The following is a 25165-nucleotide window of genomic DNA, read 5'->3' as shown; positions in this document are numbered from 1 at the left end:
AATTACCGCTGCAGCCAGGTGTCGTGGAACTGCAACCGGGCCGACGCCTCGAACTTCACCCCGGCCACGCCCTTGCCCACGCCGATAGCCTGGGACAGCTCGATGGTCGGAATCCACAGGCCCTGGTCGAGCACCGCGGTCTGGGCGTCGCCGATGATGCGGGCCCGCACGCCCGGGTCGGTCGCCGACAGCTGCTGGGCCAGCAGGGAGTCCAGCGGTTCGGCCGGGCCGCGGAAGTTCAGGTTGCGCTGGTCCACCGCGAAGGCGGTGCGCAGGATGTCGCCGTCGGCACGGGTGGAGTTGTAATAGGTGAAGTCGAAGTCCCTGTTGTTCTGGCGCGCATTCGATTCCGCCACCGACAGCGGCTCCAGGCGGAGGTCGAAACCGACGGCCCGCAACTGCTGCTGGGTCAGTTCGAGAATGGCCTGATTGCCCGCGAAGACCGCGGAGAAGATGACGCCCGCGGCGAGCCGCTGACCGTCCTTGACTCGGATGCCGTCCGCACCGGGTACCCAGCCCGCCTGGTCGAGCAACTTCTTCGCCGAGTCCGGGTCGAACTTCACGCGCGCCGAAAGATCCACATAGCCGGGTGTTTTGGAGGCCAGGACGCTGCTGGCGACCTTGAACTGCGGCCCCAGCACGGTGTCCACCAGTTCCTTGCGATTGATGGCGGGCACCAGCGCCGCCCGTACCGCGGGATCGCGCAGCGGGCCGCGGGTGACATTCGCCTGGAGACCGAACGGGACACCCGGATTCGCGGTGAACTGCACCCGGCCGCCGCCCGCCTCGATCTGCGAGACGTCCTGTGGCAGCGCGTCACTGATCGCATCGAGCTGGCCGGAGGCCAGACTACCGGTCCGGACCCCGGATTCGGGGACCACCGTGAATACGATCTTGTCCAGGTGGGCCTCGCCCTGAGTGGCGAAAACCGCGGAGCCCCAGGCGTATCCGGCGCGCTTGACCAGGGTCGCGGAGGCGTTCTGCTTCCATTCGGCGTAGGTGAACGGGCCGCTGCCGATATTGGCGCCCAGGCAGCGGTCCTCCGCGGACTTCGCGACGGTGGCGTCGGACTGGATGCCCAGCTGCGGTGTCGAAGTCGCCTGCAGGAACTGGGCGTTCGGTGCGGTGAAATCCACCCGGACCGTGTGCGGATCCACCACCGTGCTGCCGGTGTATCCGACCAGATAGCTCGCGCCCAGCTGCGCTTTCACCCCACCGAGCGCGACGATGGAATCGAAGTTCTTGCGCACCGAGTCCGCGGTGAGCGGGGTGCCGTCGCTGAAGGTAATGCCGTCCTTCAGGTGGAACGTGAACGACTTGGCGTCCGGGGAAACCGTCCAGCTGTCGGCCAGCCACGGCTTCAGCGCACCGGTTTCCGGGTCCTGATCGACCAGTGAGTCGACAATCTGCCGGGTAACGTAGATGGTCTGATTCGTCCCGGACTGCGCGGGATCCGAGCAGGTCGGGGCCGACGACAGACCGTAGCGCAGGGTGCCGCCGGACTGCGGCGGGCCCGACGGCTCGCCGTTGCCGCCGGCGGTACCGCCGCCACCGCACGCGGTCAGCGCGAGGGTGGCGGCCAGCGCGCCCGCGAGCGCCAGGGGACGGGTCGCGCGGGCGGCGAGGGGGTGATTCATGCGGGGTCTCCGGACGGGTAGCGATCGCCGCCCAGCGGGCGGCTCGGAATGCGGTGGCGCAGTTCGGATGCGACCTCGGCCTGGAACAGCTCGAGGCTCTCGCGATGCTGGGCCTCGGTGCGGCCGTCGGCGTCGGCGCTCAGGTGGATCACCTCGTGGCCGAACCGCTCGTGGTAGCGGCTCATCTTGTCCAGCACCTGTTCCGGGCTGCCGATGAGCGCCGAGGAGCGTTCGGCGAAATCCTCCACCGTTTCGAAGACGATGGGCACGCCGAATTTCCGGGCCACGGCCTGACGGGCCTCGAAGACCGGGCGATACAGGTCCACCGCCTGCTGCGAGGTCCGGGTCACCAGAAAGCCCGCCGTACCCGCGCCCACCAGCGCCTCGGCCGGATCGTGCCCATAGGCCGCCCAGCGTTCCCGGTAGTGGTCCACCAGTTCGGCATACGGCTCGATCGGATAGGTGACATTGGCCGAGAACAGCGGATCCCCGTGGAGCGCCGCGTAATCCGCGGATTCCCGGCTGGTCGCGCTGCCGTGCCAGATGCGCAGGCGCGGCTGCAGCGGCCGGGGCAGCGCCTTGGCCTCGGTCAGCGCCGGCCGGAAGCGGCCGGACCAGGAGACACTGTCGCTGTCCCACAGCTTGCGGAACAGCTCGTAGCCCTCGCGATTGCGATCCCACTGGTCGTCGGTGGTGACGTGGAACAGCTTGGCCTGCGCCGCGCCATTGCCTTTGCCGATGATCAGTTCCAGGCGCCCGTCGGAAAGGTTGTCCAGGGTGGAGTAGTCCTCGAACGCGCGCACCGGATCCAGCAGGCTCAGCGTGGTGACACCGGTGAACAGGGCAAGGCGCGAGGTGACCGCGGCGATATGGCTCAGCACCACCGGCGGCGCGGCGGAGATGAACGGATCCTCGTGCCGCTCCCCCACCGCGAAGCCGTCGTAGCCGAGGTCCTCGGCCAGCCGGGCGCTGTCGACCACGCGGCGCAACCGCTGGCGGGGCGTCTCGGCAGTGCCCGTCACCGGATCGGGGGTGTGCGTGATCAGGGTCAGGAGCAGGAATTTCATGCCGGGACCGCCTCGGTGTCGCCGGAGCGCTCGCCGGCGACGACGTACTTCTCGAACGGGTGCACGTGCCCGACCTCCTTCACGATGTCGCGCGGCAGCGCGGTGTAGCCCGCGGCCGTGTACAGCGCGACGGCCTCCGGCTGACGCGGACCGGTGGTCAGGTAGATGCGCCGGTAACCGCGCCGGGCGATCTCGGCCTCCAGCTGCTCCAGCACGAACCGGCCCAGCCCCCGGCGGCGGTGCGCGCTCGATGTCCAGATCCGTTTCAGCTCCGCGGTTTCCGCGTCGAAGCGCTGGAAGGCGCCGCCCGCCACCGGTTCGCCGTCCTCCACCACGATCAGCAGATCGCCGTGCGGCGGCGCGAAATGGCCGGCCGAATAGCCGGTCAGATCCGCGTGCACCTCACCCGGGGTACGGCCGTAGCGGCTGCTGTATTCGATGGCCAGCTCCGCCAGCAGCGGCGCGGCCAGCGGATCGTGCTGTGCGACGTGGAATACGGTGCGCGACACGCTCATCCCTTCTTCTTGGGTAGTCCGGGCGGATTGATCCGCGACTGCTGCACGGCCTCGTTACCGAGGCCCCAGCGGTCGAGGACCTGTTTGTAGGTCCCGTGGTCGATGGCGTACTGGATGGCCTGCCGCACGGGGCCGATCAGCCCGTTGTCCTTGCGGGTGAGTGCCGCGATCTCGGCCTGCAGTGCGTCTCCCGCGCCGGACCAGGTGGTGAGCACCTTGTTGCCGGTCGTCGCGGAGTGATACTGCGCCGCCGGGTTGGGACCCACGTAGCCGTCGATCCGGCCGGAGGACAGCGCCAGGTAGTAATCCGAGGGCTGCTGGTAGTAGGCGAGTTCCAGCCTGGGCAGGCCCTCGGCCACGTTCTGGTCGTTCCAGGCCACCAGCAACTGCTCCTGATTGGTACCGGAGGTGACGCCGATCTTCTTGCCCGCCAGTGACTTCGGGTCCTGATAGGTCCAGGTCGAATCCTTGGGCACCTCCAGGGCGATATCGTCCTTGCGGTAGGTGGCGAAGTCGTACTTCTCCTTGCGTTCCTCGGTGACCGTGACATTGCTGACGAACAGGTCGACCTCGCCGGAGTCGATCTTCACGAAGTTCTGTGCCCAGTCCGCGTTCCGGCGCTCCACCTTCAGGCCGAGAATGTCGGCGATCAGCGTGGCGACATCCACCTCGGAGCCGATGACGGTGCGATCGTCGGTGGCATAGAAGCCCAGCGGCGGCGTCGCGCCGACAGTGCCGGTGACCACCAGCGTGCCGCGGTCGCGAATGGTCTGCGGGACCTGTGCGGCAATCGAATCCACCTTGTCGGCGTGAATGCGCCCCTTCTGCTCCGGTGACAGGTCATAGGTCAGGCCGTTCACACTGCGCGTGTCGCTGGTGCCGCCATCACCCTTGCCACAGCCGCCCACCAGCAGACTCAGCAGGGTGACGGCGATCAGGGTTCGGGTCCGTCTGCGGCGGCTCGCCAGGGACATGGGCTTTTCCTTACCTAGTGGGAACACGTCAGAGGACGTGCGCGAGAAAGGCTTTGGTGCGCGGGTGCGACGGGTTGTCCAGCACCTGCGCGGGCGGACCCTGCTCGACGATGCGGCCGGCGTCCATCAGCACCACGGTGTCGGCGACCTCGCGGGCGAACCCGACCTCGTGGGTGACGATCACCAGGGTCGAACCGCCGCGCGCCAGATCCTCGAGGACATCGAGAACTTCACCGACCAGCTCCGGATCCAGCGCGGAGGTGGGCTCGTCGAACAACACCACCTCCGGCCGCAGAGCCAGCGCCCGCGCGATGGCCACGCGCTGCTGCTGCCCACCCGACAGCCGGCTCGGATACTCGTCCGCCTTGTCCGCCAGGCCGACCCGCGCCAGCAGTTCCAGCGCCTCGGCGTTCACCTCGGCCCTGGAGCGCCGCTGGGCGGCCACGGGCGCGAGCGCCACATTCTCCCGAACCGTCAGGTGCGGAAAGAGATTGAAGTTCTGGAACACGAATCCGATGCGCGCCCGCTGCTTCAGGATCTCGCGCTCGTGCAGCTCGTACAGCTTGCCGCCCTTGCGCCGATAGCCGACCAGCTCGCCGCCGACCCGGACGGTGCCACCGTCCACCTGCTCGAGGTGGTTGATGGTGCGCAGCAGCGTCGATTTGCCCGAACCCGACGGGCCCAGGATCACCGTCACCTCGCCGGGACGCACCGCCAAGTCGATGCCCGAGAGCACTTCATTGCGGCCGAAGGACTTTCGGATGCCACGCAATTCGATCGCGAACTCGGTCATCGCCGATCACCGGCCTTCGAACGACGGCCCTTAGAGAAGTGCCGCTCGATATAGAACTGAATGACGCTCAGCACGGTGGTCAGCAGGATGTACCAGACCGTGGCCACCATGAGCAGTGGCACCACCCGGCCATTTCGGCCGTAGATGACCTGCACCTGATAGAACAGTTCGGCAATCGCCATCGTCGACACGATCGAGGTGCCCTTGAAGAGGCTGATCACCTCATTGGCGGCATTCGGCAGAATTCCGCGCATCGCCTGGGGCGCAACGATCGTGAAGAACTGCCGCCGCCACGGCAGGCCCAGCGACCGGGCCGCCTCCCACTGGCCCTCATCCACCGAGATGATCCCGGCCCGGATGATCTCCGCCGAATACGCGGCCTGATGCAGCGCCAAACCGACGACGGCCGCCGTGAATCCGCTGATCACGCCATTGGTCTGGAACCGCGCGAACTCCGGCCCGAACGGAATGCCCAGCGACAGCGTCTTGTACAGGTAGGCCAGATTGAACCAGAAAAGCAACTGCACGATCAGCGGGATCGACCGGAAAGCCCAGACATAGGTCCACGCGATCGCCTGCAGCACCGGGTTCTTCGACAACCGGCCCACGGCCAGCCAGACACCGAGGAAGAATCCCAGCAGCGTGCCCCAGAAGGTCAGCTCCAGCGTCACCTTCAGCGCCGACAACACCGACTTCGCGGTGACATACTGCGCGAAGGTTCCCCAGTCCCAGCCCGGATTGGTGATCAGCCCGTGCGCGAACTGCGCGACCAGCACCAGCGCGATCACCGCGGTGACCCAGCGCCACGGGTGGCGGGCGCGGACGACGGGCAGATCCCCGCCGTGGTGTTCGGCTTCGGGCTCCGTCTGCGTGGGCGCCGCCAGCGTACTCATGGATTCGTCCTCCATCGGTCCCGGCGGAAGCACCCGCACCACGTGCGCGGGGGTTGCTGCGATGTCTGCGAGCCGGGTCTCTCGATCGCTCTGGATGGTGTAGACGACACTACGAATTCCGGCGGCGCATGTCGCCGGTCCCGATCAACGTGAATTCAATTGCATGACAGTCGTTTTCCGGAATTCCGGTGGAAACGGGGAAATCAGCCCGCGGCCTCGTCGCGATCGGGGGACGGGTCGTAGAGGGCGCGGAAGCCGCTGCGGTGGAAGACCAGCGGCTCGGAATCGGGGTGCGTGCCGAGCCGGTGCACCCGCAGCAGAACCACCGCGTGATCACCGGCCGGAACCTGTTCGTACACCGAGGTTTCCAGCCACGCCGTGGCCCCGGCGACGAAGGCCGCGTTCCCGTTCCCGGCGTGCAGGTCGACGTTGCGGAAGCGGTCTCCCCGCCGCGAGCTCAGCCCGCGCGCCGCCGGCTCCTGCTCGCTGCTGAGCAGGCTCAGGCCCAAACGGCTCGCCTGTTCCAGCCGCGGCCAGGTCTCCGACGAATACTGAATGCAGATCGACACCAGCGGCGGGTCCAGGGACACCGGCACGAAGGTGCTCGCCACCAGGCCGTACGGTGTCCCACCGATGCGTGCGCACACGGCCACCACCCCGCTGGGAAAGTGCGAAAAGGTCCGCCGCAGATCGGTCCCGTCGACCGGAGTGAGCGCGGCAGCCGCGCCGTGAATCGAGGTCAGCTCGCCCATCACCCCACTCCAGCACCGCTGTACACGCCGCGACAGGATTGCATTCACCTCGATTGCAAGTCGGCGGCCGTGGTCCCGCCGCGGGACAATGCGAAACCCCCGCCCGGCAGGCGCCGGACGGGGGTCGGGGATCCTCGCGATGGTTACTTCGGCGCCTCGATGTGCGGCTGGTTGATGGTGACGAAGTAGTTGTAGGCCGCGGCGATGGCGACCGGTGCGGTCACGAACAGCTGACCCGCCAGGGTGCCCAGGAAGCCGACAGTCGTAATGCCGACGACGCAACCGAGCAGCGGGCCCGCACCGAACAGGGTGGCCAGCGCACCGGTCACCGCGAGACCGAGGACCGCACCCGCGACACAGCCGATGGCCGCGCCACCGATACCGCCGACCAGGGTGCCGATGGTGGCACCGGTGGCGATGGTGTCCTTCATACGGTTCCAGGCGGCCTGCTCACGGTCGTAGTCCGACTTCCAGGGAGCCTGATCCTCGTAGGGCAGGTTGACATCCTTGGCCTGGTCGACCGGCTTGTAGACCGCGTGGTCCATATCGAACTGCGGGGTCAGAGTCGCGGTGTGGTCGGCGATGTCCGCCGCGATGGGGAACTCGAATTCATCCACCCGGAAGGACAGCGGCGTGCTCGCGACAACAGTGCCGTTGGCGGCCTTGATCTCGAAGTTGCCGTTCTCGACAACCATGGAACCTGCATCCGTGCGGATGACGGTATTGGTGTCGGAAGTCGTTGCGGCGTAGTCGATCACGCCATTGTCGGCGGCGGGGGCCGCGTTGACGGTGCCGGCGGTGACGCCCATGGCAGCGATGACCAACGCCGCGGTCGCGGCGAAATTCTCGAAGCGCATTTTCCTTTGTTTCCTCATCAGGCAGTCCGCAGATATGGACCGAATGATCGAAACGGGCCGACGCGAACGAGATATGTATCCGGGGTGCTGGCCCGGTGAACAGTTGAAATGGGAAACCCGCCCGGCCATACGGCCGAGCGGGCTGTCCCGATGAGGTATTTGCTGATGCCTATAGAGCCCCTCGCTCTGATAGAACCGCGCTCTTACTTGGCCGGAGCCGGAGCGGTGACGTGCGGCTGGTTGATGGTGGTGAAGTACTGGACCGCGGCGGCGATCGCGACCGGCGCGGTCACGAACAGCTGACCGGCCAGAGTGCCCAGGAAGCCGACGGTGGACGCACCGACAACGCAGCCGAGCAGCGGGCCCGCACCGAACAGGGTGGCCAGCGGACCGGTCACCGCGAGGCCGAGAGCCGCACCCGCGATGCAGCCCAGGGCCGCGCCGCCGAGGGCACCGACCGTAGTGCCGATGGTGGCACCCAGGGAGATGGTGTCCTTCATGCGGTTCCAGGCGGCCTGCTCACGGTCGTAGTCCGTCTTCCAGGGAGCCTGGTCCTCGTAGGGGAGGGCGACGTCCTTCGCGACCGGCTTGTAGACCGCGTGGTCCATGTCGTACTGCGGGGTCAGGGTCGCGGCGTGATCGGAGATCTCCGCGGCGATCGGGAACTCGAAGTCGTCGACCCGGAAGGTGAGCGGGGTACCGGCGACCACGGTGCCATTGGCGGCCTTGATCTTGAGGGTGTTGTCCTCGACCACCATGGAACCGGCATCCGTGCGGATGGTGGCGTTGGTGTCGGTGGCGGTGGCGGCGTAGTCGATGACGCCGTTGTCAGCGGCCGGAGCCGCGTTCACGGTGCCGGCGGTGACGCCCAGAGCGGCGACGACGAGCGCGGAAACCGCGCCGAATTTCTTGAGACGCATGTGTTTCGAGATTCCTCTTCAGATGAGCGGATGCGCCCCAGGGGAACAAGGTCAGGTGTAGCCCCTGGGACGCGTTGATGGAAACCGGCCTTTACAAACGCAATGTGGCACGTTGGTTCCACCCGGGTGAATCTTTGCCCATCGGTTGCCGAAATTGCCTACTTAGGGGCGGTAAACGGCTGATTGATAGTCGTAAAGTATTGCACCGCAGCGGCAATCGCGACCGGAGCCGTGACGAACAATTGACCGGCAATGGTGCCCAGGAAACCGACTGTCGCCGCGCCCACCACGCAGCCCGCGAGCGGACCCGCGCCGAACAGCGTGGCCAGCGCACCGGTGGCTACCAGGCCGACGCCGATGCCCGCGATGCAGCCCAGCGCCGCGCCGCCGAGGCCGCCGACCAGCGTGCCCACGGTCGCGCCCAGGCTGATGGTGTCGCGCAGGCGGTTCCAGGCGGCCTGCTCACGGTCGTACTGGGTCTTCCAGGGAGCCTGGTCCTCGTAGGGCAGCGCGACCGGCTTGTAGACCGCGTGGTCCACGTCGAGCTGCGGCGTCAGGGTGGCGGTGCGGTCGCTGACCTGCGCCGCGATCGGGAACTCGAATTCGTCGACGCGGAATTTCAATTCCGTGCCCGCGACGATGGTTCCATTGGCGGCCTTGATCTTCAGCGCGCCGTCCTCGACCGCGATCGAACCGGCGTCGGTCCGAATGACCGTGCCGGCATCGGTGGTCTGGGCCGTGTAGTTGATCGCGCCGTCGTCGGCCGAGGCCGGACCGGCATAGGCGGTTCCGGCGGTCACGCCGGTCGCCGCGATCGTCAATGCCGCGATTCCGGCGAATTTCCTCATCTTCATGCTGGTACTGCTTCCCACTGCCGCGAACTGAACTGTCGGCGGCAAGCATTAAGCAACCTCCAAGGTTTCTGGAGATTAAAAACCAGCTTGATTCGATCCAGGCGAACCGGACACCGGTTACTTCGCCTTGGCGGCGGCCTTCGCCTGTTTCTTGAATTCCCGCACCTGCGTGAGGGATTCGGCGTCGGTGACATCGGCGACCGAGCGGCGGGAACCGTCCTCGCCGTACGCGCCCGCGGCCTCGCGCCAGCCCTTGGCGGTCAGTCCGCGCTGTTTGCCCAAGAGCGCCAGGAAGATCCGTGCCTTCTGATCGCCGAAGCCTGGCAGCTTCTTCAGCCGCTTCAGGATTTCCTTGCCGTCCGGATCACCCTCGGTCCACAACGCCGCGGTCGTGCCGTCGTAGTTCTCCACAATGAATCGAGCCAGCTCCTGGACGCGCCGGCCCATGGACCGGCCGTAGCGGTGGATGGCCGGCGGGGTCGCGGCCAGCTCCTCGAATTCCTCGGGATCGGCGGCGGCGATCTTGTGGATATCGAACCCGCCCATACGGTCGGCGAGTTTCCACGGGCCGCGGAATGCGTGCTCCATCGGAAACTGCTGATCCAGCATCATTCCGACCAACAGGGCGAAATCATCGGTCGAAAGCAGCTCGTCGGCATCGGATTCCTGCGCAATACACATCGTGCGGCTCACCATGCATCGATCATCCCATTCATCCCCGGTCGCGGTGACGCGGGTCACGCCGTGCCCGCAAAAGGACTAGGCTGCGGCCATGCCCGACACCATGGCTAATTCTTCAGTGCGAGCCGCGGCGCACCCTGCCGCTGGGTCCGGACTGCGACCGGACCGTTTCGACCGCGATGGACGAGACCAGCTCGTCGATGTTCAGGATCTACAGGCAGCGCTGCCGGGCATCCGGAGCCTGCGCGCCTGGGCCCACGAGGCCCTGGCCACCCGGCCCGGCGAGAGCGCCGTCGACATCGGGTCCGGCTCCGGGTCGGAGGTGCTGACCTTCGCCGACCTGGTCGGCCCCACCGGCACCGCGCTCGGCGTCGAACCCGACCCGCACCTGCTGAGCGCCGCCGAACGTCGCGCCGCCCAAACCGGATCCGCCGCCAAATTCGTCAGCGGTGACGCCTACGGTCTGCCCGTCGGCAGCGAGAGCTTCGACGTGGCGCTGTGCGAGCGTGTCTTCCAGCACCTCACCGCACCCGCCCGGGCCGCCGGGGAGATCGCCCGGGTGCTGCGCCCCGGTGGGCGCGTGGTGGTCATGGACAGCGACTGGGGCACGGCCATCGTGCATCCGGGCGACCGGCACGTGGTGCACGAGGTCATCGAGACCATGATCGCGGGCACCACCAATCCCTATGCGGGCCGCCGCCTGGCGGGTCAGCTCACCAAGGCGGGGCTGGTCGTCGACGACATCGGCTCGCACGCGCTGGTGCAGGACGGCCGCGTCGGTGCGGGCGCCCTCGTCGCCCGCGTGGCGGATCGGGCCGTCGCGCGCAGCGCCATTACCGAGCGCCAGCGCGATCAGCTGCTCGCCGACCTGGCGGCCGGCGCCGCCAGCGGCGACATCCACCTGTCGGTGACCATCTTCGCGGTGCTGGCCCACAAGCCGCACTGACCCGGGAAACATGAGCGGCGCGCACCGTTTCGGGGTGCGCGCCGCTTGTTTCGTTGTGCGCCTTACAAATTCATGAGCTTCTCGGACGCGGCCAGCAGCACGCAGGTGGCCAGGCCGTCCATCGCCTGCTCCAGCTCACGCTCGGACGGGAAGCTGGGCGCGATGCGAATGTTCTTGTCCTCCGGGTCCTTTCCGTACGGGTAGGACGATCCGGCGGGGGTCAGCGCGATGCCCGCATCCTTGGCCAGCGCCACCACCTTGCTCGCGGTGCCCTCCAGCACGTCCAGGCTGATGAAGTAGCCGCCCTTGGGCTCGGTCCAGGACGCCACCTTCGAGGCGCCCAGCCGGTCCTCCAGAATCCGCAGCACCAGTTTGAATTTCGGCTCCAGGATGGCGCGGTGCTTCTGCATGTGCTCCCGCACGCCCTCGGCGTCGCCGAAGAAGCGCAGGTGCCGCAGCTGGTTCACCTTGTCCGGGCCGATGGTCTTCTTGCCCAGGTGCTTCAGGTACCACTCCAGGTTGGCGGTCGACGAGCCGAAGAAGCTCACGCCCGCACCCGCGAAGGTGATCTTCGAGGTGGAGGCCAGCACGAACGGGCGGTTCGGGTGCCCCGCCGCCGCGGCCAGGCCCAGCACGTCCAGCACCGGCTCCGCGGTGTCGGTGAGCGGGTGCACGGCGTAGGCGTTGTCCCAGAACAGGCGGAAGTCCGGTGCGGCCGTCGGCATCGAAACCAGTTCGCGGGTAACGGCTTCGGAGAAGGTGACGCCGGTCGGGTTGGAGTAGTTCGGCACCGCCCACAGACCCTTGATGCTGGGGTCGGACGCCACCAGCTCCGCGATCAGGTGGGTGTCCGGGCCGTCGCCCCTCATCGGGATCGGGATCATCTCGAAGCCCAGCGACTCGGTGATGGCGAAGTGCCGGTCGTAACCCGGCACCGGGCACAGGAACTTGAGCACCGGTTCGTCGGCCCAGCGGCGCACCGAATCGGCGGTGCCGTGCAGCATCGAGAACACCAGCAGATCGTGCATGATCTCCAGGCTGGCGTTGTTGCCGGCGAGCAGGTTCGACACCGGGATGCCGAGCAGCTCGGCGAAGATGGCACGCAGCTCCGGCAGGCCGTGCAGGCCACCGTAATTGCGCACGTCGGTGCCGTTGGCGTCGCGGTAGTCGGCGGTGCCCGGCAGCTCGAGGAGTTCCTGCGAGAGGTCCAGCTGCTCGGGCGAGGGCTTCCCCCTCGTAATGTCCAGCGTCAGCTTCTCGGTCTTGAGCTTCGCGTAGTTCGCGGTCTGCGTCTCGTGTTCCGTCACGCGTTCCGCATGGCTCATCAAACCGAATTGCGTCTGCCGAGGCATCTGACAGCCTTTCCAATGGCGTGGGATGTTTGTCCAGGGTTGCGCGCACCGCGAACCCAACCGACCACGTTACTAGGCGGCCGCTCCGATTCGGCAGGGATATATACAGTTCCGCCGCCACCCGATCGGGCCCCGAAAATGAAAGGGGACCCAGCGCACCCGGCAGAGCCCGTTGACCCTTGCTGCCTTCCGGCCCTGGGGGAGTTCACAGGATGCGCGCCGCGCTGGATCCGTCGGCCAGTGTAGCGGCTCACCGCGCCCCGTGCGGCAGGGGGTCGATACGATGCCTGCGATGAGCGGGGTCCCCCGCGAAATTCCGGAGGGGAAAGACGAGATGACGAGTTCCGATCCAGGATCGGGTGGGCCGCACGACCCGGCGAAAGCCCAGGAGACCGCGCAGTGGTGGGCCACTCCGCCCACCGGAACCGACGCCGGCCAACCGGTCCAGGGCGCGGACCCGACCATGCTGAACTACACCGCCGGCAGCATTCCGCCATACACGCCGCCCGCCCAGCCGCTTTCGACCGGCCAGCCCTCCGGCGGCTACCCGCAGCAGGCGGCGTCGGGGGGATTCCCGCAGCAGGCGGCGTCGGGGGGATTCCCGCAGCAGGCGGCGTCGGGGGGATTCCCGCAGCAGGCTATGTCGGGCGGCTACCCGCAGCAGCCGGCCTCCGGGGGTTACGCGCAGCAACCGATGTCCGGCGGCTACCCACAGCAGCAGTACACCCCGCCGCCGACCCCGCCGATCGCGCCCGCCTACGGCTACCCGGCGCAGCCGCCCCGCTCGGGTGGCAACAAGACCGGCTGGATCGTGGGCGGTGTCATCGGCCTGGTGGTGATCGTCGGCGTCATCATCGGCGCGGTCGCCCTCTCCGGCGGCGACGGACCCTCGCCGCTGGGCGACGACAAGAAGAAGAACGCCGGCAAGTACACGATGGACGGCGTCACCAATGGCTGCAGCGTGATCGACACCTCGGTCCTCAGCAAGTGGGTGCCCACTTCCAAGGGCACCCCCGAGCACTCCGAGACCAAGCCCACCGACTACTCGGGCGGGCGCTTCGAATGCCGCGCCGGCAACGAAGAGGCCAGCAAGACCGACAAGTACACCACCAACACCGCCGACCTCACCCTCGACGTGTCCTTCCTGAGCGGCTCGTCGAGCGCCTACAACCGGCCCGAATACGACACCTGGAAGACGTCCGACACCGGCACCACCGGCAGCGGCCGCACCGCCGGCGACGTGAACGGCATCGGCGAGGCGGGCTACTGGTCGGCCAAGGTCGACGACTGGACCTACTGGACCACCACCGACTACACGGTCGCGGTCAAGGACGACAACGCCTCCGTCAAGGTCAATATCCGCCTGCGCATGGCCAAGGGCCAGGACGTCAGCAAGGACGAGATCGCCCAGGTCTGCAAGGACCAGGCCCGGAAAGCCCTCGACAATCTGAAGAAGAAGTAGCCGCCGACCACGGCATTTGCTTCCACCAGGGGGGCACCCGGTATATTGCTCGGCGGAGGATTCGCCTAGTGGCCTATGGCGCTCGCCTGGAACGCGGGTTGGGTTAACAGCCCTCAGGGGTTCAAATCCCCTATCCTCCGCTTCGAAGGCCCCGGCCGGACTCAGTCCGGCCGGGGCCTTCCGCATATCCCGGCCCGGTGGTCATGAGCCGCGGTCTTCGATCCTTCCCTCCGCGCTCCGGTGCCCGATCCGGTGAAGGTGGGACGAGCGGCACGCGCTGGTCGCGACCCATGGATCGCAACGGCCGGATCGCGCGGATCGGGGGCCCGGCACTGGCCGGTGTCCTACTTGATCGTGCCCATATCAGCGTGATCGCGCCCACCTCAGCGCTGTTCATCGCGGACACAACGACTTTCGTGGTGTCGGTGGTGGCACGGTTCGCTCGAGGGCACACCGATGGAGATCACGCGATGGGCTTTGGCCAAGTTGCAGTTGGGTTCTCGCCAGGGCACAACGAGATGACCGACCAAAACGGATAATTGGCATGAAACACCTATCGGTTGAGTGGTTGCGTCGCGTGATCGGTGCGGTCATGCGTGATGTGTTGCAGCCCACGGGATTCGAGTGAGTAGGTGGCTAACGGACGAGAGCTCCGTTGCGCGCGTCCGCACAGCCCCGAATCTGAAACTGGTGAGGTGCAAATTCCGGGACCGGCCGCACAGTACCCTCGCCGCCATGATGGAGATCACATCGGCGAGATCCACAGATGGCGACGTGCACGCGGCCCCGCTGCACAGGGCGGGGGGCGTCATGGGACGACTGAGCTCGTTCAGACCCCGGTTGGCACATGCTTCGCTAATTGTCGCAGGCGTAGTAGCAGTCAAGTCATTTCAAATGTCTTTCGCCGCTCTGCACCAACTCTCGATACGCAATCTGGTACCGCCCGACCTTGCCTCGAATGTGCCGATCGCCATCGACGGCCTGGTGGTCGGTTCGATCATCGCCACCGCCTCGTTCCGGCAATGGAGCGCGGGCTGGTGGTACTCGACCGTGTTGTTCGTTCTTTCGACCCTGCTCTCGATCGCCGGGAACATCCAGTACGCCCACGAGATCGGTGGCGGCGTTGTGGCCATGTTCATCTACGCCGGCATGCCGCTGACAATGCTGTTCGCGGTGCACCTCACATTGATGCTCTGGCAACGCGGCAAGCAGGTCGCGGCCGAGCTGGCGGCCGAGCTCGAGGCCACCGAGGCGGCGGCCGACCTGGAGGCCACCGAGCTCGAAGCCGACGTCGAGGCCACCGAGCTCGAAGCCGAGTCGTTCGCCTCACGGGATCCGGAGCGCTCCACGGAACCCTTTGCAGCGCATCAGCCCAGGCTCTACCCGCTCGAATCCATCGGGCCCGGGCACTCCCGAGGGCAGACCGCAAGCATCGGCGGACAGCACAGGTCAGCTGGGCCGGACACCGTCGAACGACCCCAGGTCTCGATGACCGCCGCGCAAATGTAATGGCGGATGCAGCTCGATCGGCCCCTCAGTCACCTCTGAAACCTCTCTGGAGCGAAGAATGGCGATGACCATGTGGCAGGACCAAGGAGTAGATCAGTTCCGGGAAATCGCGAGCCGACTGGCTTCGATCATCCAGAACAGTCTGGATCGATCGGGTGCGATGACACAGTTCACCGACGCGGTCGGCAACGTCGAAGCATTCACCGATCTGATGATCGAATACTCCGGTCGGTGGTTCAGCGAGACGGGCGGACGCTCGACACTGATGGGGCCGGAAGTGTTCTGGATGTTGTCCGAGCCCGGACCACGGCGCAGCCCAGTGGTCGCTATGCGCAGCCAGGAAGCAAGTGCCGAATCCGAAGTCAATTCTGGGCTTCGCGCGCGAAAATTGTTGTTGATCTGCGTTTTCGAAGCACTCGCACATAGTCAATGGGGCGTCCCCGAGGGCGTCTCGGAGCATCCATTGGTCAACGGTATGGTCTGACCCGCTGTTGAACTCGACGATCCATTCGCTTGATCGAAAGCATCAGAGGTGATTCGGGCAAACAGGCAGCATTGCTGGGCCCGCGGGGCTCCGGCCGGACTCGGTCCGGCCGGAGCCTTCCGCATATCGAGCCCCGCGACACATCCAGCCCCCTTGGCCCGGTCAGCCCGTGGCGCCGGATTCCCGCAGTGCGCAGGCGATCTCGTCGATCGCCGAATCCAATAGGGCGCTGTAACGGTCCACGTCGGGGATTACAGCCGGGTCCGCGTGGATGGAGACGGTGACCGTGTCGCCGAGTCCGTGGATGCCGTGGGTCAGATGCATGACCGTGCCGAGGGCCGGGAAGCCGGCCGTGAATCGGGCTGTGCCGCCGCCGAATCGGAGGTCCGCGGGACCCCGGTCGACGCTGGAGACGACGATATGACCCGAAACTCGTTCGGGGAGCATATCTATCGGGGCATGCGTCACGTCATGGTGCAGCAGCGGGGCGGGGAGGACGGCGGTCACCGTATCCTGCGCGTCCTGGAGCGGATGTGCGGCGCGAGTTCGGCGCGCGGCGAGGTCGGCGGCGATGCGGTCGGCGCGGGTGCGCGGCAGGGGTGCGGCGACGGCCAGATCCACCGACAGGTCGCGGTAGCCGTTGCGGCCGCCTGCCGCGGTGGCGATCGCCATGGGGACCTGGGCGCGCAGGTCGGCGACCGCGGCGCCACGCTCCGAGAGATAGGTCTCCAACGCGACGGAAATGGCGGTGAGCGCCACCACCGTTATCGAGTGGTCCGGTACCCGCAGCCGGTTCTTGTCGCACACCAGCATTCGCACGATATGCGCGGCAGGGGGTGCGCCGGTGCCGTTCAGCACCGTCGGTTCGGTATCGGGTGCGGGTGGCGGCAGTTCCCCGGCGACCGTGAGCTCGGCCAGCCGGCGCTGGGCCCGGGCGGCGGCCAGACCGCGAACGACGGTGCGCGCCATGCCGAGCGGAATACCGGGCAGCGCGACAGTAGCGGCGAAGACGCTCGTCACGGCATCACGAATGCTGCGTGGGAGGAACCGATCGACCAGTCGGCTCGAGTGCACCCCGGCGGCAGATGCCGGAAGTTCACTGCTGCAGAACAACGCTCGCGCGATCGCGGCGGCGCGGCGGCCGTCGGCCAGGGCGTGGGATAGCTGGAGCACGACTACCAGGGCGGACTCGCCGGTAGCGAATCCCGGGACGTCCCGGACATTTCGGAACACGTGCAGCCGCCAGGGGCGGTCGTTCGCATTCAGGTCCGCGCCGAGCAGATCACCCATGGCGGCAGTGGCATTCGCCCACGTGGCGTCGGAGAGATGATGGTCGACGAACTGCTCGTTCGTGAATTCACAAGTCGCCCAAAGCGGATACGCAATGTTTGCAGGAGTATCCAGCACGCGTATCAGCAAATCCGGAGTGCGGGCCACTCGGTTCGCGACGGCCACCCGCAGCTCGCCGGCCTCGCGTCCGGTGTCGGCGAAGCAGTAGAGCAGGAACAGGTCGTTACGCGTACGCGCGGACAGCCAGTACATGGTGGCGTCCCGGGCAGCCAGGGATTTCACCCGATGACCATAGCGAAACCCCATACGACGCAGCGGCTCTGGGTGCTACCGTTTGTAGTAGAAGCCTTACCATTCTCCCGGGGGCGGGGTGACCGCGATGGCAACCACCAACAGGCTCGCCGGTCGACTTGCGCAACAAGCCGATGGCATGGACGAGCGCTACAAAGGCGCCGCTTTCCTCAAAAGATCGATCAACAAGGTATTTCCGACCCACTGGTCGTTCCTGCTCGGTGAAATAGCGCTGTACAGCTTCATCATCCTGCTGCTGTCCGGCGTCTATTTGACCTTGTATTTCGACCCGTCCATGCAGGACGTCACCTACAGCGGCGCCTACCAGCCGCTGCGCGGGGTCACCATGTCGCGCGCCTACGAGAGCGCGCTGAACATCTCCTTCGACGTCCGCGGCGGACTCTTCGTCCGGCAGGTGCACCACTGGGCCGCACTGCTGTTCACCGCGGCCATGATCATCCACATGTGCCGGGTCTTCTTCACCGGTGCCTTCCGAAAGCCCCGCGAGGCCAATTGGGTGATCGGCGCACTGCTGTTCATCATGGCCATGTTCGAGGGCTTCTTCGGCTACTCGCTGCCCGACGACCTGCTCTCCGGCACCGGCCTGCGCGCCGCCTTCGCCGGAATCACCCTGGGCAGCCCGGTGATCGGCACCTGGCTGCACTGGCTGATGTTCGGCGGAGACTTCCCCGGCAGCATCATCATCCCGCGCCTCTACATCGCGCACGTGCTGCTGCTGCCCGGAATCATGCTGGCGCTCATCGGGGTTCACATCGCGCTGGTCTGGTACCAGAAGCACACCCAGTACCCGGGCCCGGGCCGCACCGAGAAGAACGTCATCGGCACCCGCATCGTGCCGGTCTTCTCCCTGGACCAGGGCGCGTACTTCGCCTTCACCCTCGGCGTGCTGGCGCTCATGGGCGGGCTGCTGCAGATCAATCCGATCTGGAACCTGGGGCCCTACAACCCCTCTCAGGTCTCCGCCGGCACCCAGCCCGACTTCTACATGATGTGGACCGACGGCTTCCTGCGCCTGTTCCCGGCCTGGGAGGCGTATCCCTTCGGGCACACCGTCCCGGGCGCGTTCTCGGTGGCACTGTTCATGCCGCTCATCTTCACGCTGATCATCACCTACCCGTGGATCGAGAAGCGGCTCACCGGCGATCGGGCCCGGCACAACCTGCTGCAGCGACCGCGCGACGTGCCGGTGCGCACCGCCATCGGGGCCATGTCGCTGAGCTTCTACCTGATCCTCACCCTGGCCTGCGTCAACGACATCATCGCCTTCAAGTTCGACATCTCGCTCAATGCCACCACCTGGGCCTTCCGCATCGCGCTGCTGACCGTCCCGCCGCTGGCCTACACCACCGCCTACCGGCTGTGCGTGGGCCTGCAGCGCGCCGACCGCAGCGTGCTCGAGCACGGCATCGAAACCGGTGTGGTGCGGCGACTTCCGCACGGTGAGTACATCGAGGTGCACCAGCCGCTGGGACCGGTGGACGAGCACGGCCATCCGATTCCCCTGCAATACCAGGGCGCCCGCGTACCCCGGAAAATGAACGAACTCGGCATCGCCGGCCGCCCCGGCACCGGGGCGTTCTTCTGGCCCGATCCGCCCGAGGAGCGCGAACTCAATGCCGCCAACGATCACGCGGCCGAGCACGCGCAGCTGACAGTGCTGCGCGACGCCCAGGACCGCACCCACTGAAACAGCACCCGATGGTTCGCGGCCGTCTCGATTCTGGACTGCGGCTCGATAGACCTCCGCCTCGGAGCGGGGGAGCGAACGGCTCCATAGACCTGCGCCTTGGAGGAGCGGAGGAGGGAAGAATCGAGACCTCAGGGCCGCGAACCCGCCCCGAAGCGAAGCGGAGGAGCAAAAAACAAGCCCCCGAGTCTCCGGGACTCGGGGGCTTCAATTTCTTCCCGGTGGTGCAGCGGTCAGGCCCGCTTGAACTCGCCATCGGAGACGCCTGCCACGAAGGCATCCCATTCGCCGGGGGTGAAGGCCAGGATCGGCCCGCCACCGTGGTCCTTGCTGTCGCGGATCGCGACATTTCCGTCTCCGAGGAAAGCGACCTCCACGCAGTTACCGTTGGGCCCGCTGTGTTTGCTCTTGCGCCACACGGCGCCGGTGAAATCCACCTTCACGGTACTAGCTCCTTTTCTGCGTCAAGCTTGGAATCTTGCTGGCATCGATCTTGGCGACCTCGGGATCCATCCAGAATCACGAATCCCAGGTGTGCAGCCGGTCGCACGCAAACGCTCCGTACAACCCGTTCTCTGCACTTCGCGATGGGAATGCATACCCGATGGCCGTTCCCGCGCTAAACCCTAGCAGGGTTCGTCATAGGGAGATCGCATTCTTTCGTTTTCAACCAGCAAATTTGCAGCAAGGTTAGCCAGCTAATTATTTGCACGGAATTAGCTTTAATTTGAGGCTATTCAATTTCAGAAGTCCGAATTCCGTTACCCAGCCATTCGCGCACCCGCAGGCAAACTCCGCGCGCACCGTCGGCACCGGCCATGGGGAATCATGGAGAGCATGCCCAATCCGACCCAGGACGACACCGGACGGGACCGCGACGAGAACGGACGCGCCCGGAATGCCCGACCTCGTGACCGTTTCGGGCGACCCCTCCCATTCGGCAGCGCCGGTGTCGCCCGCATACCCGATGATCTCGACCTGCCGCCTCTCGAAACCCTCGACTATGCCCAGCGCCTGCTCGACGACGGCCTGGCCTTCAACGCCCACGAGGTCCTCGAGGCCGCCTGGAAGAGCGGTCCGTTCGCCGAGAAATCGCTGTGGCAGGGCCTCGCGCAATTTGCCGTTGGACTCACCCACATTCAGCGCGGGAATCCGAAGGGAGCGCGCACCCTGCTCGAACGTGCGGCACAGCGTCTCGCCGCATACGGACCCGCGCCCTACGACATCGACACATCCGGCCTGGAGGCCCGCGCGCACGCCCTGCTCACCGCGCTCGACCAGGGAAAACCCATCTCCGACAACGATCTTCGGCCCCGGCTCACAATCCCGCACTGAATTCGCAAGCCTGCTGTCACACCGCGTCCGGTGTGTGCGCCCGCAAGAGTGCGAAGGACCAGCGGCGCTGCAAAGTATGCGAACTACCATCGACAACCGTGCCCACCGACCCCGCCACAGCAACAACCGGCGGTCGGGATCCCCATCCCGGCCACGGTCCGACCACGCGCGGCGTGGGCCGCTTCGCGCCCAGTCCGTCCGGCGACCTGCACCTGGGCAACCTCCGCACCGGACTGCTGGCCTGGCTGTTCGCCCGCTCCACCGGCCGCGGATTCCTCATGCGGGTGGAGGACCTGGATCGGGTGAAAAAGGGTGCGGCACAGCGACAGCTGGAGGATCTGGCGGCCATCGGGCTGGACTGGGATCCACCGGTGGTGCGGCAGTCACAGCGGCTGCCGCTCTACGACGCCGCCATCGAGCGCCTGACCGCCGCGGGCCACACCTATGAATGCTTCTGCACCCGCAAGGAGATCCAGCAGGCGGTGACCGCCCCGCACGGCCCGATGGGCGCCTACCCGGGGACCTGCCGCGACCTCAGCGAGCACGAGAAACAGCACCGGCGCGACGCGGGCCGGCCCGCCGCGCTGCGGCTGCGCGCCGAGGTCGGCGAATTCACCGTCACCGACCGCCTGCTCGGCGAATATCGTGGCGCGGTAGACGATCTGGTGCTGCGGCGCGGCGACGGCACCCCCGCCTACAACCTCGCGGTCGTGGTCGACGACGCCGGGCAGGGCATCGACCAGGTGGTGCGCGGCGACGACCTGCTGCCCTCCACACCACGGCAGGCGTATCTGGCGACCCTGCTCGGGCTGCCCGTGCCCGAATACGCCCATGTCCCCTTGGTACTCAACACTTCCGGGCAACGGCTCGCGAAGCGCGACGGCGCGGTCACCCTGCGCGATCGGTTGGCCCTCGGCGAATCCCCGCAACACGTGCTGGGGCTGCTCGCGGCGTCATTGGGCTACACGGGCGCAACTACGCCGTCCGCCTTGCTGGCACAATTCGATCCGGAAAGCGTGCCGCGCGAACCGTGGACACTCGACCCCGACGGGTTGTTGCAACCCAGTTCGTATCCGTAACGTACGCACTCGACCAGATCCCGAACGAATTCGACGAGGACGGCGAAACAATGACGAGCGGTGGGTACGACCCCAACCAGTATCCGCAGGGTGGCCAGCCGTACGGGCAGCCGCAACAGCCCCAGCAGCCGTACGGTCAGCAGCCCTACGGACAGCAGTCCGATCCCTACGGCCAGCAGCCGCAGCAGCCGTACGGCCAGCAGCCCGACCCCTACGGCCAGCAGCCGCAGCAGCCTTACGGCCAGCAGCCGTACGGCCAGCAGCCCTACGGCCAGCAGCCCGACCCGTACGGGCAGCAGCCGCAGTCGTTCGGTCAGTCCGACGCCTACGGCCAGCAGCAGCCCTACGGCCAGCAGCCGTACCAGCCCTACCCGGGCGGCGGCCAGCCCGGTTTCGGCGCCGGCGGTTTCGGTGGCGCGCAGCCCGGTGACCTGTGGATCCGCTTCGCCGCGCGCATCATCGACTACCTCATCGCCGGTATCCCCACCGGCATCGTCGTCGGGATCCTCCAGAGCGCCATGGGTGGCGGAATCGGCGCGGGCATCCTGGGCGCGGCACTCTCCGCTGTGATCATCACCGCCTATTTCGTGCTGATGGAGACCCAGAACGGTGGCCAGACCCTCGGCAAGAAGCTGCTCGGACTGCGGGTCATCGGCCCGGGTGGCGCGCCGCTGGACATCCAGACCTCGCTGAAGCGCAACATCTTCGTGCTGGCCGATGTCGTCTACTGCCTCGGCAACCTGGTCAGCATCGGCCTGATGATCTACATCGCGATCACCATCGAGCAGGACCCGAACAAGCAGGGCTGGCACGACAAGTTCGCGGGCGGCACCCAGGTGCTGAGGGGCTGAGCCCAGCTCCGCTGAGCGCGAAATGGGGACGCATCCCGACGGATGCGTCCCCATTTTCATTGCTGCGCACAGCCTTTTCTCAACGCTGCGCAAAGCCCTCCGTCAGGATGACCCCGTCGATCCCGCGATGATCAGGATCAGGAACAGCGCGAGGCCGATCACGATGCTGATGGCGCCCACCCAGATGCCGCCCAGCGCCAGCCCGCGGCCCTGCTGCTGCGTGTTCTTGAGCTGGTTCAGCGCCACGATGCCGAGCACCAGGCCGACGATCGAGACGACCGGCAGGAAGGCGCAGAAGAACATGGTCGGCACGCCGATGATCGACACCACCAGCGAGGCGATGGCCAGCGGATTGGTCTGCTGCACCGGCGGACCGTAGCCGTAGGGCTGATAGCCCGGATACCCGTAGGCCGGAGGTTGCTGCCCGGCGGCCGGATAGGGCGGCGTCGGATTCGCCTGCGGTTGCGGATAATTCGGATACACCGGCTGCGGCGGCGGGGTCAGCGGCGGATTCTGGTACTGCGGAGCGGAGGTGTAGCCGGCCGGGGGCGGGGCCGGCTGCTGTGGCGTTGCGGGCGGGGTCTCGGGCGTCACGCCCTCACCTCCGTACTGCTTCCACCACTCGTCGGAATCGCCGGGATTCGTCATTCGCTCAGCCTAGGGCAACCCATCGGTCCGTACCCATCGGTCGAGGCAGGGATACTTTTCGGCGTGAGTGAAATCGAAAAGGTCGACACCGACCGATCTGGGCACCCCACGCCCGAACACGCGGCATTCGCGGACGCGGCGGGGGGATACTTTACGCCAGTGGCGGTGGCCTTCACCGCTGTCCTGCTGATCTCGAACGTCTGTGTCGCCAAAGGCGTCCAATTCTTCACCGGACACCATGTGTCCTTCGGCCCCATCACCGTGCTGCCGCTCACCATGGACGGCGCATTCTTCCTCTTCCCGCTCGCCTACGTCATCGGCGACGTCCTCAGCGAGGTCTACGGGTTCCGCGCGACCCGCCGCATCGTCTACTACGGGTTCGGCGCGCTGCTGCTGATGATCGCCTGCTTCCAGATCGTCATCAAGCTGCCCACCGGAGACCTGGATCAGAACGGTTCGGCGTTCGGGGACGTGCTCGGCCACACCCCGCAGCTGGCGTTCGCCGGCATCGCGGGCTACTTCGTGGGTCAGTTCCTCAACTCCGCCACCCTGGTGCTCATCAAGGAGCGCACCAAGGAGAAGCACCTGTGGGCCCGGCTGCTGGGCTCCACCGTGGCGGGCGAATTCGGCGACACCTTCGTGTTCTGCTCCATCGCCGCCACCGCCATCGGCATCCACACCTGGGGCGACTACTTCAACTACACCCTGGTGGGTTTCATCTGGAAGACCCTCGTCGAGATGATGGTGCTGCCGATCAGCTACCGCTGCATCGCCTTCCTGAAGAAGCATGAGCCCTCGTACCGGCCGCGAGAACGGTCCGCCATCTACGAGTGAGGCGGGCCCAAGGGCCACGGCCCGGAACGCGCAGCGCGGTCGTAGCGAATTCCCTTACAGCCCAGGGGCTTTGATGCGACCGCGCCAGCGGCCGAGGAACTCGGTTTTGTAGTCGTCGAAGTAGCCGCCGTCGATGCTCTCCCGCACCCGATCCACCAGCCGCACCGTGAACCGCTCGTTGTGGATGGTGCACAGCGTCGACGCGAGCATCTCCTTTGCCTTGAACAGGTGATGGATGTAGGCGCGGGTGTAGTTGGCGCAGGTGTAGCAGTCGCAGGTCTCGTCGATGGGCGTGAAGTCCCGCTTGAACCGGGCCGTATTGATATTGAAGCGGCCCTCGTCGGTGTACAGCGCCGCATTGCGGGCCACGCGTGAGGGATTCACGCAGTCGAAGGTGTCCGCGCCGTTCTCCACCGCGGTGAAGATGTCCTCGGGCTCGCTGATGCCGAGCAGGTGCCGCGGCTTGCCCTCGGGCAGCTCGTCACAGCACCAGCCGACAATGGTGCCCAGATTGTGCTTCTCCAGTGCGCCGCCGATGCCGTAGCCGTCGAATCCCGTTCCGGCCGCGCCACGCAGGTCCTCCAGATCGCGACATGCCTTACGGCGCAGGTCCTCGTACTGCGCGCCCTGGATGACGCCGAACAGCGCCTGGTACGGCCGGTGCGAGCGGGCCGCGGTGAGCCGCTCGTGCTCGTCGAGGCAGCGCTTGGCCCACAGCCGTGTGCGCTCCAGCGATTCCTCCTGGTAGCCACGGGTGTTCATGAGCGTGGTGAGCTCGTCGAAGGCCATCATGACGTCCGCCCCCAGCTGATGCTGGATACCCATGGACACCTCGGGCGTGAATCGGTGCTTGGAGCCGTCCAGGTGCGAGCGGAAGGTGACGCCGTCGTCGTCGACGTGTGCCAGCCGCTCCTTGCCCTTGGCGATCACATCGTCGTTCTGCACGCCGACCGACTCCATGGCCAGCACCTTCTTGAAGCCGACACCCAGCGACATGACCTGGAAGCCGCCGGAGTCGGTGAAGGTCGGGCCGTGCCAGTTCATGAACTCGGCCACGCCGCCGGCCTCGTCCACGATGTCGGGGCCGGGCTGCAGGTAGAGGTGGTAGGCGTTGGCGAGCAGCGCCTGTGAGCCGAGCTCCTTCATGGTCTCCGGCAGAACCGCCTTGACGGTCGCCTTGGTGCCGACCGGGATGAAGGCAGGGGTGGCGATGTCCCCGTGTGGGGTGCTGATCACGCCCGTCCGGCCGTGCCGTCCTTCCAGACGGGTACCGACCTTGAACGAGAACTCGGAGGCAGCAGACACCGGGCCATCTTCTCACTCCGTGAAAAGTGGCCTGGCCCGCACCGTTCGGTACGGGCCAGGCCGGAGGAGAGGTCGGGGGTCGAGCCCGCTGGGTGCGCGCCGGGCCGGAGTAGGGGTCGTTCTCAGCC

The 25165-nt window shown here is 66.7% G+C and carries 26 protein-coding genes, 1 tRNA gene, 1 other RNA gene and 1 riboswitch; of the genes, 11 read left to right on the top strand and 17 right to left on the bottom strand.

Going from position 1 to position 25165, the window contains the following annotated elements:
- Positions 1-2 precede the first annotated feature (2 nt).
- The 11 genes from ACQP1O_RS01115 to ACQP1O_RS01065 all read right to left on the bottom strand — a co-directional run bounded on the left by ACQP1O_RS01115 (position 3) and on the right by ACQP1O_RS01065 (position 9958).
- Positions 3-1637 (bottom strand): ABC transporter substrate-binding protein, encoded by a 1635-nt coding sequence (locus tag ACQP1O_RS01115; RefSeq protein ID WP_433564084.1) that lies wholly within the window; start codon positions 1635-1637, stop codon positions 3-5.
- Positions 1634-2704, bottom strand: a complete 1071-nt coding sequence (locus ACQP1O_RS01110; protein WP_433564083.1) for an LLM class flavin-dependent oxidoreductase — start codon at positions 2702-2704, stop codon at positions 1634-1636. The genes ACQP1O_RS01115 and ACQP1O_RS01110 overlap by 4 nt, the downstream gene beginning before the upstream one ends.
- The gene (locus tag ACQP1O_RS01105) at positions 2701-3219 is read right to left on the bottom strand and encodes a GNAT family N-acetyltransferase (protein WP_433564082.1); all 519 of its coding nucleotides are present in this window, start codon (positions 3217-3219) and stop codon (positions 2701-2703) included. Before ACQP1O_RS01105 ends, ACQP1O_RS01110 begins: the two co-directional genes overlap by 4 nt.
- Positions 3216-4193 carry an ABC transporter substrate-binding protein gene (locus ACQP1O_RS01100; RefSeq protein WP_433564081.1) on the bottom strand — a complete coding sequence of 326 codons (978 nt, stop codon included), beginning with the start codon at positions 4191-4193 and terminating at the stop codon, positions 3216-3218. The genes ACQP1O_RS01105 and ACQP1O_RS01100 overlap by 4 nt, the downstream gene beginning before the upstream one ends.
- Positions 4194-4221: 28 nt before the next feature.
- The gene (locus ACQP1O_RS01095) at positions 4222-4986 is read right to left on the bottom strand and encodes an amino acid ABC transporter ATP-binding protein (protein ID WP_433564080.1); all 765 of its coding nucleotides are present in this window, start codon (positions 4984-4986) and stop codon (positions 4222-4224) included.
- Positions 4983-5879, bottom strand: a complete 897-nt coding sequence (locus ACQP1O_RS01090; protein WP_433564079.1) for an amino acid ABC transporter permease — start codon at positions 5877-5879, stop codon at positions 4983-4985. The genes ACQP1O_RS01095 and ACQP1O_RS01090 overlap by 4 nt, the downstream gene beginning before the upstream one ends.
- An 8-nt stretch (positions 5880-5887) precedes the next feature.
- Positions 5888-5980, bottom strand: a riboswitch (SAM riboswitch).
- A gap of 102 nt (positions 5981-6082) precedes the next feature.
- On the bottom strand, positions 6083-6631 hold the full coding sequence (locus tag ACQP1O_RS01085) for a flavin reductase family protein (RefSeq protein ID WP_433564078.1): 549 nt from the start codon (positions 6629-6631) through the stop codon (positions 6083-6085).
- A 143-nt stretch (positions 6632-6774) separates the two neighbouring features.
- Complete coding sequence (locus ACQP1O_RS01080) at positions 6775-7488, bottom strand: hypothetical protein (RefSeq protein WP_433564077.1); 714 nt, start codon at positions 7486-7488, stop codon at positions 6775-6777.
- A 203-nt stretch (positions 7489-7691) separates the two neighbouring features.
- Complete coding sequence (locus ACQP1O_RS01075) at positions 7692-8408, bottom strand: hypothetical protein (RefSeq protein ID WP_433564076.1); 717 nt, start codon at positions 8406-8408, stop codon at positions 7692-7694.
- 158 nt (positions 8409-8566) lie between these two features.
- Complete coding sequence (locus ACQP1O_RS01070) at positions 8567-9262, bottom strand: hypothetical protein (RefSeq protein ID WP_433564075.1); 696 nt, start codon at positions 9260-9262, stop codon at positions 8567-8569.
- 117 nt (positions 9263-9379) lie between these two features.
- Positions 9380-9958, bottom strand: a complete 579-nt coding sequence (locus ACQP1O_RS01065; protein WP_433564074.1) for an HhH-GPD-type base excision DNA repair protein — start codon at positions 9956-9958, stop codon at positions 9380-9382.
- A 76-nt stretch (positions 9959-10034) separates the two neighbouring features.
- On the opposite strand from ACQP1O_RS01065, the gene ACQP1O_RS01060 reads away from it, so the two are divergent.
- On the top strand, positions 10035-10889 hold the full coding sequence (locus tag ACQP1O_RS01060) for a methyltransferase domain-containing protein (RefSeq protein ID WP_433564073.1): 855 nt from the start codon (positions 10035-10037) through the stop codon (positions 10887-10889).
- Between the two features lie 62 nt (positions 10890-10951).
- Here the strand turns inward: ACQP1O_RS01060 and ACQP1O_RS01055 are convergent, their stop codons facing one another.
- Entirely contained in the window at positions 10952-12241 is a 1290-nt protein-coding gene (locus tag ACQP1O_RS01055; RefSeq protein ID WP_433564072.1) for an aminotransferase class I/II-fold pyridoxal phosphate-dependent enzyme, read from the bottom strand.
- A 140-nt stretch (positions 12242-12381) separates the two neighbouring features.
- An RNA gene (gene ffs, locus ACQP1O_RS01050) (signal recognition particle sRNA small type) lies at positions 12382-12476 on the bottom strand.
- A gap of 57 nt (positions 12477-12533) precedes the next feature.
- On the opposite strand from ffs, the gene ACQP1O_RS01045 reads away from it, so the two are divergent.
- From ACQP1O_RS01045 to ACQP1O_RS01025, 5 genes are all read left to right on the top strand, one after another.
- Positions 12534-13703, top strand: a complete 1170-nt coding sequence (locus ACQP1O_RS01045) for a hypothetical protein (protein ID WP_433564071.1) — start codon at positions 12534-12536, stop codon at positions 13701-13703.
- Between the two features lie 54 nt (positions 13704-13757).
- Positions 13758-13843: transfer RNA gene (locus ACQP1O_RS01040), tRNA-Ser, on the top strand.
- 150 nt (positions 13844-13993) lie between these two features.
- On the top strand, positions 13994-14242 hold the full coding sequence (locus ACQP1O_RS01035) for a hypothetical protein (protein ID WP_433564070.1): 249 nt from the start codon (positions 13994-13996) through the stop codon (positions 14240-14242).
- A gap of 196 nt (positions 14243-14438) precedes the next feature.
- Complete coding sequence (locus tag ACQP1O_RS01030) at positions 14439-15212, top strand: DUF2637 domain-containing protein (protein WP_433564069.1); 774 nt, start codon at positions 14439-14441, stop codon at positions 15210-15212.
- Positions 15213-15270: 58 nt separating this feature from the next.
- A complete protein-coding gene (locus ACQP1O_RS01025; protein ID WP_433564068.1) occupies positions 15271-15696 on the top strand; it encodes a hypothetical protein in 426 nt (141 codons plus the stop codon).
- A 162-nt stretch (positions 15697-15858) separates the two neighbouring features.
- On the opposite strand, the gene ACQP1O_RS01020 is transcribed toward ACQP1O_RS01025, so the two are convergent.
- Positions 15859-17268 (bottom strand): wax ester/triacylglycerol synthase domain-containing protein, encoded by a 1410-nt coding sequence (locus ACQP1O_RS01020; RefSeq protein WP_433564067.1) that lies wholly within the window; start codon positions 17266-17268, stop codon positions 15859-15861.
- A gap of 97 nt (positions 17269-17365) precedes the next feature.
- On the opposite strand from ACQP1O_RS01020, the gene qcrB reads away from it, so the two are divergent.
- A complete protein-coding gene (gene qcrB / locus ACQP1O_RS01015; protein WP_433564066.1) occupies positions 17366-18985 on the top strand; it encodes a cytochrome bc1 complex cytochrome b subunit in 1620 nt (539 codons plus the stop codon).
- A gap of 233 nt (positions 18986-19218) precedes the next feature.
- On the opposite strand, the gene ACQP1O_RS01010 is transcribed toward qcrB, so the two are convergent.
- A complete protein-coding gene (locus ACQP1O_RS01010; protein WP_433564065.1) occupies positions 19219-19428 on the bottom strand; it encodes a DUF397 domain-containing protein in 210 nt (69 codons plus the stop codon).
- 394 nt (positions 19429-19822) lie between these two features.
- Between ACQP1O_RS01010 and ACQP1O_RS01005 the strand changes: the two genes are divergently transcribed.
- The 3 genes from ACQP1O_RS01005 to ACQP1O_RS00995 all read left to right on the top strand — a co-directional run bounded on the left by ACQP1O_RS01005 (position 19823) and on the right by ACQP1O_RS00995 (position 22250).
- A complete protein-coding gene (locus ACQP1O_RS01005) occupies positions 19823-20320 on the top strand; it encodes a DUF309 domain-containing protein (RefSeq protein ID WP_433564064.1) in 498 nt (165 codons plus the stop codon).
- Positions 20321-20493: 173 nt separating this feature from the next.
- Positions 20494-21399, top strand: coding sequence for a tRNA glutamyl-Q(34) synthetase GluQRS (gene gluQRS / locus ACQP1O_RS01000; protein WP_433568014.1), 906 nt, complete (start codon positions 20494-20496; stop codon positions 21397-21399).
- Positions 21400-21449: 50 nt separating this feature from the next.
- Complete coding sequence (locus ACQP1O_RS00995; RefSeq protein ID WP_433564063.1) at positions 21450-22250, top strand: RDD family protein; 801 nt, start codon at positions 21450-21452, stop codon at positions 22248-22250.
- Positions 22251-22352: 102 nt separating this feature from the next.
- On the opposite strand, the gene ACQP1O_RS00990 is transcribed toward ACQP1O_RS00995, so the two are convergent.
- Entirely contained in the window at positions 22353-22898 is a 546-nt protein-coding gene (locus tag ACQP1O_RS00990; RefSeq protein ID WP_433564062.1) for a DUF4190 domain-containing protein, read from the bottom strand.
- A gap of 63 nt (positions 22899-22961) precedes the next feature.
- On the opposite strand from ACQP1O_RS00990, the gene ACQP1O_RS00985 reads away from it, so the two are divergent.
- Positions 22962-23732 (top strand): queuosine precursor transporter, encoded by a 771-nt coding sequence (locus tag ACQP1O_RS00985; RefSeq protein WP_433564061.1) that lies wholly within the window; start codon positions 22962-22964, stop codon positions 23730-23732.
- A gap of 54 nt (positions 23733-23786) precedes the next feature.
- Here the strand turns inward: ACQP1O_RS00985 and tgt are convergent, their stop codons facing one another.
- On the bottom strand, positions 23787-25037 hold the full coding sequence (gene tgt, locus ACQP1O_RS00980; protein ID WP_433564060.1) for a tRNA guanosine(34) transglycosylase Tgt: 1251 nt from the start codon (positions 25035-25037) through the stop codon (positions 23787-23789).
- Positions 25038-25165: the final 128 nt, after the last annotated feature.

It is taken from the genome of Nocardia sp. CA-151230 (assembly GCF_050942175.1).
In the GTDB taxonomy this organism is placed as follows: domain Bacteria; phylum Actinomycetota; class Actinomycetes; order Mycobacteriales; family Mycobacteriaceae; genus Nocardia.
The sequence above is the reverse complement of the archived record's forward strand: the minus strand, read 5'-3'. Positions and strand labels throughout refer to the sequence as shown.

Excerpts from the sequence above, each read along its gene's own strand:
- ACQP1O_RS01115 (WP_433564084.1), bottom strand. The coding sequence starts at position 1,637 with ATGAATCACCCCCTCGCCGCCCGCGCGACCCGTCCCCTGGCGCTCGCG.
- ACQP1O_RS01110 (WP_433564083.1), bottom strand. The coding sequence starts at position 2,704 with ATGAAATTCCTGCTCCTGACCCTGATCACGCACACCCCCGATCCGGTG.
- ACQP1O_RS01105 (WP_433564082.1), bottom strand. The coding sequence starts at position 3,219 with ATGAGCGTGTCGCGCACCGTATTCCACGTCGCACAGCACGATCCGCTG.
- ACQP1O_RS01100 (WP_433564081.1), bottom strand. The coding sequence starts at position 4,193 with ATGTCCCTGGCGAGCCGCCGCAGACGGACCCGAACCCTGATCGCCGTC.
- ACQP1O_RS01095 (WP_433564080.1), bottom strand. The coding sequence starts at position 4,986 with ATGACCGAGTTCGCGATCGAATTGCGTGGCATCCGAAAGTCCTTCGGC.
- ACQP1O_RS01090 (WP_433564079.1), bottom strand. The coding sequence starts at position 5,879 with ATGAGTACGCTGGCGGCGCCCACGCAGACGGAGCCCGAAGCCGAACAC.
- ACQP1O_RS01085 (WP_433564078.1), bottom strand. The coding sequence starts at position 6,631 with ATGGGCGAGCTGACCTCGATTCACGGCGCGGCTGCCGCGCTCACTCCG.
- ACQP1O_RS01080 (WP_433564077.1), bottom strand. The coding sequence starts at position 7,488 with ATGCGCTTCGAGAATTTCGCCGCGACCGCGGCGTTGGTCATCGCTGCC.
- ACQP1O_RS01075 (WP_433564076.1), bottom strand. The coding sequence starts at position 8,408 with ATGCGTCTCAAGAAATTCGGCGCGGTTTCCGCGCTCGTCGTCGCCGCT.
- ACQP1O_RS01070 (WP_433564075.1), bottom strand. The coding sequence starts at position 9,262 with ATGAAGATGAGGAAATTCGCCGGAATCGCGGCATTGACGATCGCGGCG.
- ACQP1O_RS01065 (WP_433564074.1), bottom strand. The coding sequence starts at position 9,958 with ATGGTGAGCCGCACGATGTGTATTGCGCAGGAATCCGATGCCGACGAG.
- ACQP1O_RS01060 (WP_433564073.1), top strand. The coding sequence starts at position 10,035 with ATGCCCGACACCATGGCTAATTCTTCAGTGCGAGCCGCGGCGCACCCT.
- ACQP1O_RS01055 (WP_433564072.1), bottom strand. The coding sequence starts at position 12,241 with ATGCCTCGGCAGACGCAATTCGGTTTGATGAGCCATGCGGAACGCGTG.
- ACQP1O_RS01045 (WP_433564071.1), top strand. The coding sequence starts at position 12,534 with ATGAGCGGGGTCCCCCGCGAAATTCCGGAGGGGAAAGACGAGATGACG.
- ACQP1O_RS01035 (WP_433564070.1), top strand. The coding sequence starts at position 13,994 with ATGGATCGCAACGGCCGGATCGCGCGGATCGGGGGCCCGGCACTGGCC.
- ACQP1O_RS01030 (WP_433564069.1), top strand. The coding sequence starts at position 14,439 with ATGATGGAGATCACATCGGCGAGATCCACAGATGGCGACGTGCACGCG.
- ACQP1O_RS01025 (WP_433564068.1), top strand. The coding sequence starts at position 15,271 with ATGGCGATGACCATGTGGCAGGACCAAGGAGTAGATCAGTTCCGGGAA.
- qcrB (WP_433564066.1), top strand. The coding sequence starts at position 17,366 with ATGGCAACCACCAACAGGCTCGCCGGTCGACTTGCGCAACAAGCCGAT.
- ACQP1O_RS01005 (WP_433564064.1), top strand. The coding sequence starts at position 19,823 with ATGCCCAATCCGACCCAGGACGACACCGGACGGGACCGCGACGAGAAC.
- ACQP1O_RS00995 (WP_433564063.1), top strand. The coding sequence starts at position 21,450 with ATGACGAGCGGTGGGTACGACCCCAACCAGTATCCGCAGGGTGGCCAG.
- ACQP1O_RS00990 (WP_433564062.1), bottom strand. The coding sequence starts at position 22,898 with ATGACGAATCCCGGCGATTCCGACGAGTGGTGGAAGCAGTACGGAGGT.